Raw genomic sequence first — 13,287 nt, 5'->3', positions numbered from 1 at the left:
GCGCTATCTTTACAGTAAGCTGCTATTCAAAAAAATCCAGTTCAGCAATAGCTACCGTCTTGCCACCGGCCGCTATTTCTGTGGTTTCGATGCGTACATATCGGGCAGCCGCATCTTTCTTAAAATAATGATAACGGGTAACCGGATCATTGATCAGGTTTCCAAATTCAAATGTGGTGACTGTGTTCCAGGTCTTTCCATCGGAACTCACTTTCACAATGCCTTTTGCCATCATACCACCGGGAAAATCGTTCTGAGGTGTATACGCAAATCCTTTCAGGGAATGCGTTGCGCCGAGGTCGATGCTGATAAAGGGCGCAGTGTTATTCTCTTTCGACAACCAGTAAGTTTTTGCAGATGCATCAAAAGCCTGCGCAGCCGGATGTCCGTCTGCGGAAGACGAGGCCTCCTGCAGTTTCCAGTTTTCTTTGATCACACCGAACCGCTGGGTACTCACGGGACCATTCCCGTTTTTATCGATGGCTATTGCCTTTACTTCACCATCAGCCAGTTTAAAGGCGCCGGTATATTCATGGGAACCTGGCCCGGGTGTACTTCCATCTGTTGTATAAAAGATGCGATAGGCGCCACCAATATTCTTTAAAGCATTTTCGCCATGAGGCTTCCAGTTAAACGCCGGTTGCAACGCATCGATACTTACCATACCGTTGCTGCTACGCTCCAGTTGTAATTGCGGCGGCCGCGATTGATAATAATGTGCAGAGATATTGCTGATAGCCGGTACATCGCGGGAGGCCAGGATACGGATCCGGAATTTAGCCGATGTTACTTCCGGAAAACGCAATATCCGTTTATAGCCGATATTCGTAGCCATAGCGATCTCTTTCCATTGATTGTCGACCCAGGCATCCAGTGCATGTTTTTCCACACGCTCTCCATGCGTAGCAATGGCTTCCTGCAAAACGAGGCGGTTAATGGTAACCGGCGAGGGAGTAGTAATAACCAGGTCATTCGTCCCCAGTACATAGCTTTCTGCATCCTGGTCCAGTACCTGCTTTGGCCCGGTGGCGTCTTTGAATAAATTATGCTGGTAAGTTTGTGTAATTCTTTTTCCCACTTCTTTCAGACAGCTCACATCTGCGGGCGAAAATTTCCCTTCCCGGTTAGGAGGAATATTCAGCAGGAAAGTGGAATTGCCTCCAACTGCCCGTTCATAGATGTCAAACACATCATCGGCACTTCTTACTTTCTGAAAATTATCATCCCGGTAAAACCATCCTTCACGGATAGAGGTATTTGTTTCCGCCTGCTGATAATGCAGGAAGCGGCCTTTGTAAAGCTCTTCCCGGCTGCCCAGTGACTCCTGGGTCAGGTCAGCGAAGTTGTTCAATGCGGCAGGATCATCCTGGTAAGGAATCACATTCCATTCTGTGTGCCTGGTTTTTCCGGACTCGTTACCACACCAGCGGATATCTTCTTTACCGAAGATAACTGCCTGCGGGGCCAGCGTATGGATCAGTTGACGCCAGGCGGCATAATTATACTGCTGCCCGCCTTTTGTTTTCGGATGTGCGCCATCAAACCATACTTCGTACATGGGGCCATATTCCGTGAGCAGTTCAAATAACTGGTTCAGAAAATATTCATTGTAATCATCTGCCTGAAACTTAAATGTTGTTTTATTACTAAACGGGCGACCAGGAACTGCGCGGGGGATAATGCGCGTGGTATACTTACTGCCGTTACCATATAATCCTTCCGGATTTTCTATCTGGTAAAGATCGGCGGGTGATAAATACACACCCATTTTCAGACCGTACTTTTTACAGGAGGCCACCAGTTCTTTTAGGATATCTCCTTTTCCATTTTTGTAGGGGGTAGACATAATACCGTGTTGGGTATAACGGCTCTGCCACAATACAAACCCATCGTGGTGTTTTACGGTGAGCAGTACCATTTTGATGCCGGCGGCTTTCATGGCTTCGCACCACTGATCCGTATGTAATTCTTTCAGGTTAAAGATAGCAGGATCTTCCTTACCGCTTCCCCACTCCATCCGGGTGAAAGTATTGGGGCCAAAATGTATGAAGGCAATAAATTCATTTTTCAGTGCCCGGTATTGATTGGGGGTAGGAACTACATGGGCTGCCTTTGAAATAATATCCTCCGGTGTATCGGTGGTGGCAACAGGATAAGTATTTTTTACCTGGAGTTCTGTTTTTTGCTGTGCAGTCACGGATAAATACAACAGGCAGCCCAGTAAGGAAAAAAGTTTGTTCACGTTCTAATATATTTATTTAAATGAATGGATTCCGGACCCATTCCTATAGGTGTCTGTCAGCAAAAGTAACGACGGCTCCGGTGTCATCATACATCCGGATTATCTTATTTCTATACTATCTTAGCAAAGATCGGACAGGGAAAGATGGCGGCACACGCATTTTTGTCGTTTTTATACAAACAGGCCACCTCCCCCGTTCACTACTTTTACAAAAAATAACGGCTATGGCAGATAAAAAATTAAAACACGAACAGGTACAGTATCTTGAATTCCTGTCGGAAGATGTTGCCCGCGCCAAAGCATTTTATACGAAGAGCTTTGGCTGGAAGTTCACCGATTATGGCCCGGACTATACTGCGTTTGAAGGAGATTACGTAGATGGCGGATTCACCACCGGCAAACCGGCAAAAGGTACAGTGCTGGTCATTTTGTATTCAAATAACCTGGAAGCTACCCAACAAAAGGTAGTGGAAGCCGGGGGCAAAATAGTAAAGGATATCTTTTCCTTTCCAGGTGGGAAACGCTTCCATTTTACCGATCCGGATGGTTACGAACTGGCAGTCTGGTCGTTATAAAAACAGCTTGTGCCGGCAATGCCGGCACAAGCTGTATACTGTTAATGTCAACCTACACCAGGTTAATTTCTACTTTGATATTTCCCATCGTAGCTTTTGAATACGGGCAGGTCTGATGTGCTGTTTGTACCAATAGCGCGGCTACATCCGGATCTACGCCAGGCAGACTCACATTCAACCGGGCCTGCAAAAAATATGCGCCTTCTGTTAAGCATAAATCTACTTCTGCATCCACTGCACGATCAGCCGGAAGACTTACTTTCATTTTAACTGCCGCCAATCCCAGCGCACCGATAAAACAGGCCGACCAACCTGCGGCAAACAACTGTTCCGGGTTAGTGCCTTCTCCGGTAGTACCCGGAGAAGAGAGTTTAATATCCAGGCGACCATCGCTGCTGCGGGAGGCGCCGTCGCGACCACCGGTGGTATGTGTTTTACCGGTATACAATACTTTTTCAACAGAGGTGATGTTATTCGTTTCCATGATTTAATTTTTTAAGTTTCAGTTAGATAGATCAAAAGTAGGGTGGCTACCGGCCAAAGCCAATCATCATATATCCCAACCGGACTAAACGATCCTTGAGCCAGTCATTTTTTCGCCTGAATAATACTGCCGGATGCCACGCTCCCTATTTTACATGATTGGCTGCCGCTTCAATAACCTGTAGCACTTCTTCCGGATGCGATTGCATCACCACATGTCCGGATGCAATTTCAGTGATGACAGCATGACTACGTTTGGCCATAAACCGTTGTACATCGGGCGACAATGCCTTATCGTTCTGCGTAATGATAAACCAGTTGGGCTTTTGTTTCCAGGCAGGCGCACCGCTCTTCTCTCCAAACAAAGTTTGCTGAGCCGGGAGCTGGGTGGCATAGATCAGGTGTTGCTGCGCCACACTCAGATCCTGGGCAAAAGCTTTCTGTACCCCATCTTCCGACAAAAAAACAAACCCACCGGAAGACACAAAGTACTGGCCGATTTCAGCAGGCGCACCGTGAGCAGACAATGCCGGCACATTTTCACCGGCATCAGGTGCAAACGCAGCCACATATACCAGCCCTTTTACTTTAGGTTCATTACCTGCCTGTGTAATTACAAAACCGCCCCAGGAATGACCTACCAATACCACATTCCCCTCCGCCAGCTGAATGGCTCTTTTGGTAGCGGCTACATCGTCGGCCAGGGAGGTCAATCCATTTTGTACCGAAATGACCTTATACCCTTTGGCTTGCAGCGCACGAATCTGATCTGTCCAGCTGGAACCATCGGCCCATATGCCGTGTACCAGTATAATGGTTGGTTTGGCTGATTGTGCCTGTGCAGTAGTGGCGCCGAACAGTACCAGGACGAACAGCGCCAGGATGCGTATATTTTTCATCTGCTGAAAGATTTTTATTTACGTAATGATTTGAATGCGGCACGAAGTTCTTCTGCGAAAAGCTGTGGTTGTTCCCACTGTGCAAAGTGGCCACCATTGTTTGCTTCATGGAAGTACACCAGGTGATGATAGGCACGCTCCGCCCAGGTTTTAGGTGCCTGGTAGATCTCACCGGGAAATACGGTAATCGCTGCCGGAACGGAAATTTCTGCTGTTCTTTGTTCCACTGCATTGAAATTGTTATTATTATTTTCCCAGTACAACTGTGCAGCAGAAGCCGCTGTATTGGTGAACCAATAGAGCGAGATATCATCCAGCATCTCATCTTTGGTCAATACTTTTTCCGCATTTCCGCCACTATAAGTCCAATCGTTAAATTTGTCGAGGAAAAAAGAGGCTAGTCCGCTTGGTGAATCCGTTAGGCCATAGCCCAGTGTTTGTGGGCGTGTCACCATCATCGCGGCATAACCGCCTCCTCTGGTATATAAATTATTCAGTGATTTGAACGCTGCCAGCTCTTTAGCAGATAATCCTGCTGGCGCAGCGGCGCCATTTTTCAGTGCCTTCGCCACATCAGCAGGCACGGTAGCCGGCATGTTTACGTGGATACCCAGCAAACCTGCGTGATGCTGACGGCCCATGGCATCTGCGATCACAGATCCCCAGTCGCCCCCTTGTGAAACATAATGTGTATAACCAAGACGTGTCATCAACTGATCCCATGCGTTGCCGATGCGATCGGGGCCCCAGCCGGTGCCTTTAGGCTTTTCTGAGAAACCGTAACCGGGCATAGAAGGAATGACTACATCAAATGCATCTTCCGCACGACCGCCATATGCCACCGGATCGGTGAGCGGACCAATGATCTTCAACAGTTCAAAAACAGAACCCGGCCATCCATGAGTAACAATGATCGGCAATGCATTCGGATACTTCGATTTCACATGGATAAAGTGAATATCCAGTCCGTCGATTTTCGTCATAAACTGTGGCAGCGCATTCAGTTTTGCTTCTGCCTTGCGCCAGTCGTAACCGGCACCCCAATACTTGACGAGGTCTTTTATCTGTGCCAGATTCACCCCCTGCGACCGGTCTGTTACCGTTTCTGGATCAGGCCACCGGGTGGCTGCCAGCCGCTGATGAAGGTCTGTAATAGCCGCTTCGGGAATACTTACATGGAAAGGACGGATCTCCTCAGCGCCCGTTTGTGCAAAGGTGGATATACCTATTAATAAAAAGGCGCCCGTCATCATCCGGCTGATAAAATTGTGCATGTTCTTTTTCATCATTTTAGATTTATAATTGTTTTTTTCCTTTTTGTATCATCTCTCATCCCGCAGTACTGGGATCCTTTTTCAACAGCTGCACTGGCAACGAATAACATCGACAGCAGCGATGCCAGACCAATGACCAGCTGGCGTAGCCTGTTTTTGTGTGGTGTATCCATGGTGCTTGTTTTAAATATTCCTCAAAACTATTTGAAAGGAAAACCACTGACCAGTGATAGATAAGCCAGCCGGACACATTCAACGGGGAATCAGACATTTTGCCGGTCGAACCGGACGGCCCGATGCGGGCAAAAAGGGCATAAAAAAAGCGGCGTGTAAGGTAGTCCTTACACGCCGCTTCTCTGTAACCCTCAGCAGCATCAATGGAATGTTGCAGCAGGTTGCTGCAAAATTACCATGTTCCATATTCCCATCTCCCGCAATAAATCCCTTTCGGTTAATATGTTATATTTGGTATGACCAACATCCACCGGATAACATGGCACTTTTTTCCAACAACAAATTCCTCCGCCTGCTAACACTGAGCTACGCCTGTTTGCTGACGCTGCCTTGTTTTTCGCAACAGTCGCCCAGGTTATCGGTTACCTGGAATCCTAATATAGAAACCTATTTTATCCTGGAAAGAATCGCGGTAGAGCGCCTGGGCAACTACGGCTATATTACCCGTGAAACCAATAATGCCCATCAGCCGATGGTAAAGGCGGCCTTTGAAAAATTCGGGTCATATAAGGACTCGGCTATTGGTATCAAAGCGGCCGCCCTGCTGGACACCCTGCGAAAGATCCATGTCTTTAACGACATGATCCTGGAAGCCCTCCTTTATACCCGTGCTTTCCCGGATACCGGCTACCGCTACCCGCTGAACCAGGCCCCGAATAATCCGCAGCGCGAAGCCGCACTCCGGTTGATCCAACCATTCTTCCGCGAAATGCAGCAGTTTTATGTAAGCGCCGGTGCAGGTGAATTTCTGCAACGTCATCGCGCTTTCTATGATGGAGCAGTACACGAAGTAGCCAAAGATATTCCTCCCGGCATCGATCGCTATATGGAACATTATTACGGCGAAAAAGTACCTGCTTTTACAGTGATCGTAAACCCTACCATGCCGATTGCCCCGGTAGAAGGCGACTTTCGCGGTGTTGGTCCCAGCGTGATCACCGATAAAGGGAAAATTCCCTTCATGATCATGAGCACAAGCATCATGTTATCACCACTCCCCTCCCTTTCCCAGTATAAAAAATTCGGGTTCGACAACCCCGCCCATACGGTCTTTTTAACCGTACACGAGTTTGGACATTCTTTCGTGAACCCGCATCTAGCGCCTAACCAGGAGCAGCTGGAAAAATATAGCGCCCTTTTTACCGACTCCCTGCAAAAGGTCATGAACGCGCAGGATATTTACAGCTGGTACAGCTGCGTGATAGAGCATATAGTCCGGTTAGGAGAGATCCGGATCGCAGAATACATGAAAGACCACACACGGGCACAGTCGCTCCGTAAACTACATACCGGTGACTGTCACTTTGTTTTTATTCCTGCCATGGAAGAAAAGATGAAAGTATATGAACAGCACCGCCAGCGCTACCCTACGTTCAATGACTTTCTGCCGGAACTGCTAACCGTATTCAAGAACTTTACACCCGCACAGGTAAACCAACTGGCAACAACGCCCGGCAAATATTAGCGCGCCCGTCTCAACGAAAACACTGCTCTCATATTCCATTCTTCCAGCACCCTGCAGGGAAACTGTAGTTTGGCATCCGGCCTTCTGAGTGTAGCTTCGAAGGTGCCTTCTGCCAACTCGCCCGCATTGCCCCAGCGGGTAATGTTTACGGCACCAGCTGATACCACCTTCTCCAATACGCCATCTTCCCGGCAACGGAAGTTGGTGGATAAATACCGGAGATCATCATCTGTCCGGGTATAATAAGCATACACTTTACCAGCCGAATTCAGATCACCGTAGGTATAATTTCCTTTCCCACTTCCACCGATTGTAAACTGCCACTCTCCATCTCCATTATTTCCTTTTATAAACATCATATTATTTCCACCTTCAATAGATACGTCGTCGAGATCTACATGCCTACCGTTGACAAACAGGTCGAATTTCCCGGCTATCAGCTTTATGTTTTTCAACAGGATCATCTTCCCGGTTTTACCCGGCCGCGTAGGATCTGTTTTATCGAACAGGTTGGAAAGGGTTACTTCCGCCGTTGATACACTATTCTTTGTAATTCTAGCCGGAGCTGCCAACCGGGCGGCCACTTTATCTGCGGAGGGTGTCAGCGTACCCGCACCGTGCAATGTCCATCCGGTAATATTCTTCGTGCTTTTATAATCATGGATATCGATGAGCGGTGAAATCAAACCTGCCCCGTCGGTTTCGGGAATGTCTTTATCGGTGTCCACTGAGCGGATACCGATGTTGGCATACTCTCCGTCCAGCAAACTATTCTTGTCGGTTGTTAATGCAAAAGAACGGTATACACCCCAGGTACTAAAATGCGTACTCATCACGGTCAGGGTTTTATGAAGACTATCCAGTTCTGTAGCAGGTTTACCAAACCAATGCCCTGCTTCATCCTGGTAGGCAATGTTCAGCAATTCCGGATGACTCCCGTCTTCATCCGTTGCTGAATACTTAAACCGGATGGTGACCGGTTTGGCAAATTTCACAGTGGCAGGTTGCAACTGATAACAGAGCGTATCACCATTCAATGGCAGGGTAGACATCACCGGCTGCAAACTGAATTGTATGGCATCTATAATGGCTGCCGGCGGGATGGTCACGGAGATCCGGCCATCGGGTGTAGCCAGTATACCACCCGCCGGTCCGATCAGCTTTGTGATGGCATTACCCACTGGTGCCCCTTTTTCAAAAACAGTGATGGGCCGGTTTACTTCAACGGGCTTGTCTTTATTTTTTTTACAGGCAGCCAGGCTACCTATCAATAAACCACACAACAATAATTTGGGGAAAGGGGTTAAACGTATTCTTTTCATGTTTCGTTTTGTTTTACCATAAATGGATCACAAAGTAAATGCAGTGCAGCAGGATGGGGAAACAATGCTGTCAGAGACGGGGTTTAAGCAGGATACAACAGCCGTCGTATGATGAATGACGCCCCCCTCTGTTAACTGTATTCTTTTATCTTTTAAAATGGTTATTGGTAGATAAAAACTGCTTTCCGTCTGACTACTCCGCTGAAACTGGAATAACATTTGCTCCAATCAGCAAAAATCCACCATGAGAAAATTGCTGTTGTTGCTCATTTTTATGCCTGCTTTTGTTGTAGCTCAAAACTCACCGTATAAGTATTATAAGTTGGATAAGGGCGAACTGCTTTTTGAAAACATCTACCATGTTGATAGTCTTACTGCCGACCAGATAGGCGCCATGCTGAAAAGAGAGATTCCCAAGATACAGGGGATTGTGGATATCAGGACGGAAGGTAACCTGCTGACCGGCCGTATACGCAATAGTAATATCAATTACAGGAAGGCCGGTCATAATCCGATGAATACCTACTCCCTGCTGGATAACCCATTTGACGCAGGTGTTACTATTGAATGGAAAGATGGCAGGTACCGGGTTACGCTGAGTGGCGTGGTGTTTCATACCGGCAAAGATTTCAACAAAGTATTTCTGAATACCGTTTTAATTAAAAAAGGATCGGAATGGTATACCAATAAAATGAGCCGGCAAATTGGTAATTATTCGGAAGAATATTATGCTTCTATTTTTTCGGTGACCAATAACGACAACTGGTAATTCCTTGTCCGTTTTCAGACAAAAAAATGTTCATATCCGGACACTCTTCACAAAATAAAAATATGTAAAAAGAGCCTGCAGGGGATTTTACGGGAATGGCAACATTCTTGCCAGTTCACGGAAAATTCCCCTGCCCATGTTACAAAGTCATGCAAAGGTCGCCTGGAGAAATCTGCTGAAAAACAAATCCTTCTCACTGATTAATATAGCAGGACTGGCTACCGGTATGGTAGTAGCCTTACTGATCGGTTTATGGATCCGCGATGAACTCACCTTCGACAAGCATCATGACAACTATAACCGCATTGTAGCGGTGATGCAGCACCAGACTTACAACGGTGAAACAGGTACCCAAACCTCCAACCCCTATCTCCTGGGATCCGAAATCCGTGATAAATTCGGCAGCGATTTTAAATATGTGGTGATGTCGTCCTGGGAGGGCGATCATATACTCGCTCATAACGACAATGCCATTATCCAGACGGGCAATTTCTACGAACCTGATTTTCCGGAGATGATCACCCTGAAAATGCTCAGGGGTACCCGGGCCGGTTTAAAGGACCCCGGATCTATCTTATTGTCTGCTTCCACGGCCAGGGCATTGTTCGGCGATACCGATCCTATCAACCAGCTGATGAAAATCGATAACCGGCTGGATGTAAAAGTGACCGGCGTGTATGAAGATCTCCCTAAAAATTCCAGCTTCGCAAAACTGAACTTTATGGCTCCCTGGGAACTGTACCTGAGCAGTCAGCCCTGGATCAAAGAGATGGAAAACCCGTGGCGGGCCAATTTTACGCAAACCTACGCCCAGCTGGCAGACAATGCCGATCTTGAAAAAGTATCGGCTAAAATAAAAGATGTAAAACTGCATAAGATCCGCGCAAATGAGACCTATTCAAAACCGGTTGTATTCCTGCACCCAATGAGTAAATGGCACCTGTATGCCGACTGGGAAAACGGGATCAACACCGGTGGCAGAATTCAATTTGTATGGCTGTTTGGCGTGATCGGTGTATTTGTATTATTGCTGGCCTGTATCAATTTTATGAACCTCAGCACCGCCCGTTCTGAAAAGCGGGCCAAAGAAGTAGGTATCCGGAAAGCAGTGGGCTCCAACCGTGGACAACTCATTGCACAGTTTTTCCATGAATCGCTTTTGCTCACTGCCATTGGCTTCGCCATCGCCTTGCTGCTGGTGCAATTGAGCCTCCCCTTTTTCAACGAAGTGGCTGATAAAAAACTAAGCATTCCTTTTTCACATCCGTTGTTCTGGCTGGCAGGCATCGTTATAATGCTGTTTACCGGCCTGGTAGCCGGCAGCTACCCTGCACTATACCTTTCCTCTTTTCAACCTGTAAAAGTACTGAAAGGTACCTTCCGCGCCGGACGTTTTGCAGCCATCCCGCGTAAAGCGCTCGTGGTGATCCAGTTTACGGTATCCGTGATCCTCATCATCGGCACGATCGTGGTGTTCCGGCAAATCCATCACGCGCAGAGCCGGCCCATCGCTTACAGCAGGGAAGGCCTGATATCGGTCCCCATCACCACACAAAAACTAAAACAAGACTTTCCGGTACTGCGAACAGAACTCCTGAATGCCGGCCTGGTATCAGAAGCTTCCTATTCCTCCTCCTCTACTACAGAACTCGATGCCATTAACAATGGTTACACCTGGAATGGTATGTTGCCTGGCACACAAGGCAATTTCGGCGCCATCAACATAACACATGACTACGGGAAAACCATCCATTGGGAAATCCTGTCCGGCCGTGATTTTTCGAGAGACTACCCCACAGATTCCAGCGGCATGATCCTCAACGAAACTGCCGTCAAATTTATGGGACTTAAAAACCCGGTAGGCGAAATTGTAAAAGTAGATGGTAAGCCCTTCCATGTTATTGGCGTAGTAAAAGATATGGTGATGGAATCTCCCTATAAGCCCGTATTCCGCAGCGTATTTACGCTGGACTATGACAATGGCAACGTGATTACCGCGAGGTTAAATCCCCGGAAACCAACGGCTGAAATCCTCCCCCGGATCGAAGAGATCTTTAAACGGTATAATCCAGGCGTACCTTTCAGCTATAAATTTGTGGATGAAACCTACGGCTATAAATTCGATGCAGAACAACGTATCGGGAAGCTATCCAGTTTCTTTGCCGTGCTGGCCATCTTCATCAGCTGCCTCGGATTATTTGGTATGGCCTCCTTTATGGCAGAACAACGGGTAAAAGAAATCGGTGTCAGGAAAGTACTGGGTGCTTCTGTATTCAACCTTTGGCGCCTGATGACGAAAGACTTTATGCTGCTGGTGCTGATAGCCCTGTTGATCGCCGTGCCGGTCGCTTATTACTTTATGAGCAACTGGTTAGCACACTATGAGTACCGCACCGAAATATCCTGGTGGATCATTGCGGTTACCTGTATCGGTGCGATGGGCATCGCCCTGGTAACGGTCAGTTACCAATCGATCAAAGCTGCGCTGATGAATCCTGTAAAATCACTGAAATCGGAATAGCTTACTTATTTCAAAAAACGCCGGATGTACACTGGCGTTTTTTGATTTTTCATTTTTCGATAGCTTCCGATACCCGCTGATAGGTAAGTACTACTACCCCGTTATCTAATGTCTTTGTGTGGGCGAGTTTCAGTCCACGAAGATGATCGCCTTCTTTAAACAGGCGTTTCCCTTTTCCCATCACTACCGGATGAACGAGTAGCTGATATTCATCGATCAGGTCTGCTGCAATTAAAGATTGTACTAATTCACCGCTTCCTTCCACCTGGATTTCCTTCCCGGGTTGTTCTTTCAGCTGCCGGATGGTATTGATCACGTCTTCCCGGATGATAGTCGTATTTTCCCAGTCGGCCTTTTCCAGGGTCGCAGATACCACATATTTGGGGACGCTGTTCAGCTTATCTGCGATACCCATTTCATTGTTCTTTAACTGCGACCAGTAGGGCGCCAGCATCTGGTAAGTTTTACGGCCAAAGAGGATGGCATCACAGGAAAGAATACCATCGCGGATCAGCTCCTGTCTTGCAGGACTGTCATAGGGCATAAACCATTGTGCCATTGATTCGGCATCAAAAATACCATCGAGGGTAATCCATTCAGAGATAATCAGCTTTCTCATATTACTTTGTTTTTTGGGTTTGTTTATGAATACAAAGTAACAGCAGCTGCTTGTTGATGTATAGAAGAAACCCGACAAAATGGGTTAACCCGGAAATTCGGTGGCCTTTTGTAGATATTCCAGGGGGGTGTAATTGGTAAAGTCTTTGAAAGCGCGGATCAGGTGACTTTGATCAGCATAGCCATATTCCTCCGCGATGCCGGCCATACCAGTAAACTGATGCTGGTTCAACTGCCGGAACGCGGCATTGAACTGGCAGACACGGCTGTACATTTTGGGCGTAAGCCCGATATGTTCTTCAAACAGGCGTTGCAGCGTTCTTTCTGTCACGTATAATTCTTTCTGGAGGTTCATCAGCAAAGAAGCCCCGTTGCCTTGCTGAATTAAACGGGTAGCAAAGGAAATACGCCCGTTTACCTCCCGTTTATTCAGCCGGGATATGTACTGGTTCATGGCCTGTAGCCGCTGATCCAGGGAAGGGGCATTCAGCAATTGCTCCTTCAGGTTCATTTCTTTTGCAAGTGGCGAATAGCTCAGGTCTATACTCCGGTCGGCCAGTTCTTTGGCAGGATAGCCGAACAGCGGCTGCAACATATACGGATACAGGAAATACGCGATCACCGTAATTTCACCGGCAGTGTAAAGCTGAATGGGACGGGTGTTCTGGCCGTAGAGGACCAGTTGTTCGCTCCTCCTGCCTGCGCTTAAAATGCGCGCCGGATCTGTCAGCTGGAAAGTGATGCTGGGATAACCGTTTGCTATCAGTGGCAGCACTGCCTCATAGAACATACTGTTATTCTCCAGCACCACGATACTGCTCACATAATCTGCAATAGCAGGTGGAGGCGTAAACGTTTGTACTTTCATTCCCGGAAAATATACCC

Annotated in this window: 12 protein-coding genes; 4 read left to right on the top strand and 8 right to left on the bottom strand. The window is 47.4% G+C overall.

Translation table 11 applies throughout. From position 1 onward, the window contains the following. Positions 1–22: 22 nt before the first annotated feature. Positions 23–2,242 (bottom strand): alpha-L-fucosidase, encoded by a 2,220-nt coding sequence (locus BMW79_RS12205; RefSeq protein ID WP_089895055.1) that lies wholly within the window; start codon positions 2,240–2,242, stop codon positions 23–25. Between the two features lie 224 nt (positions 2,243–2,466). On the opposite strand from BMW79_RS12205, the gene BMW79_RS12200 reads away from it, so the two are divergent. Next, on the top strand, positions 2,467–2,817 hold the full coding sequence (locus BMW79_RS12200; protein ID WP_089895053.1) for a VOC family protein: 351 nt from the start codon (positions 2,467–2,469) through the stop codon (positions 2,815–2,817). 52 nt (positions 2,818–2,869) lie between these two features. Here the strand turns inward: BMW79_RS12200 and BMW79_RS12195 are convergent, their stop codons facing one another. The 4 genes from BMW79_RS12195 to BMW79_RS33870 all read right to left on the bottom strand — a co-directional run bounded on the left by BMW79_RS12195 (position 2,870) and on the right by BMW79_RS33870 (position 5,646). Then, on the bottom strand, positions 2,870–3,301 hold the full coding sequence (locus tag BMW79_RS12195) for an organic hydroperoxide resistance protein (RefSeq protein WP_218150305.1): 432 nt from the start codon (positions 3,299–3,301) through the stop codon (positions 2,870–2,872). A gap of 145 nt (positions 3,302–3,446) precedes the next feature. Then, positions 3,447–4,199, bottom strand: a complete 753-nt coding sequence (locus BMW79_RS12190) for an alpha/beta hydrolase (protein WP_089895052.1) — start codon at positions 4,197–4,199, stop codon at positions 3,447–3,449. A gap of 14 nt (positions 4,200–4,213) precedes the next feature. Beyond that, a complete protein-coding gene (locus tag BMW79_RS12185; RefSeq protein ID WP_089896873.1) occupies positions 4,214–5,485 on the bottom strand; it encodes an epoxide hydrolase family protein in 1,272 nt (423 codons plus the stop codon). After that, positions 5,485–5,646, bottom strand: coding sequence for a hypothetical protein (locus BMW79_RS33870; protein ID WP_177192139.1), 162 nt, complete (start codon positions 5,644–5,646; stop codon positions 5,485–5,487). Before BMW79_RS33870 ends, BMW79_RS12185 begins: the two co-directional genes overlap by 1 nt. A 320-nt stretch (positions 5,647–5,966) precedes the next feature. Here BMW79_RS33870 and BMW79_RS12180 point away from each other — a divergent pair, with 320 nt between their 5' ends. After that, a complete protein-coding gene (locus BMW79_RS12180) occupies positions 5,967–7,172 on the top strand; it encodes a DUF4932 domain-containing protein (protein ID WP_177192138.1) in 1,206 nt (401 codons plus the stop codon). Here BMW79_RS12180 and BMW79_RS12175 read toward each other — a convergent pair. Beyond that, positions 7,169–8,494 (bottom strand): hypothetical protein, encoded by a 1,326-nt coding sequence (locus BMW79_RS12175; RefSeq protein ID WP_089895048.1) that lies wholly within the window; start codon positions 8,492–8,494, stop codon positions 7,169–7,171. The two genes, BMW79_RS12180 and BMW79_RS12175, sit on opposite strands and share 4 nt — an antisense overlap. Before the next feature lie 244 nt (positions 8,495–8,738). Here BMW79_RS12175 and BMW79_RS12170 point away from each other — a divergent pair, with 244 nt between their 5' ends. After that, a complete protein-coding gene (locus BMW79_RS12170; RefSeq protein WP_089895046.1) occupies positions 8,739–9,263 on the top strand; it encodes a hypothetical protein in 525 nt (174 codons plus the stop codon). 136 nt (positions 9,264–9,399) lie between these two features. After that, positions 9,400–11,784: an ABC transporter permease gene (locus BMW79_RS12165; RefSeq protein WP_089895044.1), complete on the top strand. Its 2,385-nt coding sequence runs from the start codon at positions 9,400–9,402 to the stop codon at positions 11,782–11,784. Between the two features lie 49 nt (positions 11,785–11,833). On the opposite strand, the gene BMW79_RS12160 is transcribed toward BMW79_RS12165, so the two are convergent. Together BMW79_RS12160 and BMW79_RS12155 are read right to left on the bottom strand one after the other, a co-directional pair. Further along, complete coding sequence (locus BMW79_RS12160) at positions 11,834–12,403, bottom strand: dihydrofolate reductase family protein (protein ID WP_089895042.1); 570 nt, start codon at positions 12,401–12,403, stop codon at positions 11,834–11,836. 84 nt (positions 12,404–12,487) lie between these two features. After that, a complete protein-coding gene (locus BMW79_RS12155; protein ID WP_089895040.1) occupies positions 12,488–13,270 on the bottom strand; it encodes a helix-turn-helix domain-containing protein in 783 nt (260 codons plus the stop codon). Positions 13,271–13,287 lie beyond the last annotated feature (17 nt).

The organism is Chitinophaga arvensicola (genome assembly GCF_900110835.1).
Lineage (GTDB): Bacteria > Bacteroidota > Bacteroidia > Chitinophagales > Chitinophagaceae > Chitinophaga > Chitinophaga arvensicola.
The sequence above is the reverse complement of the archived record's forward strand: the minus strand, read 5'-3'. Positions and strand labels throughout refer to the sequence as shown.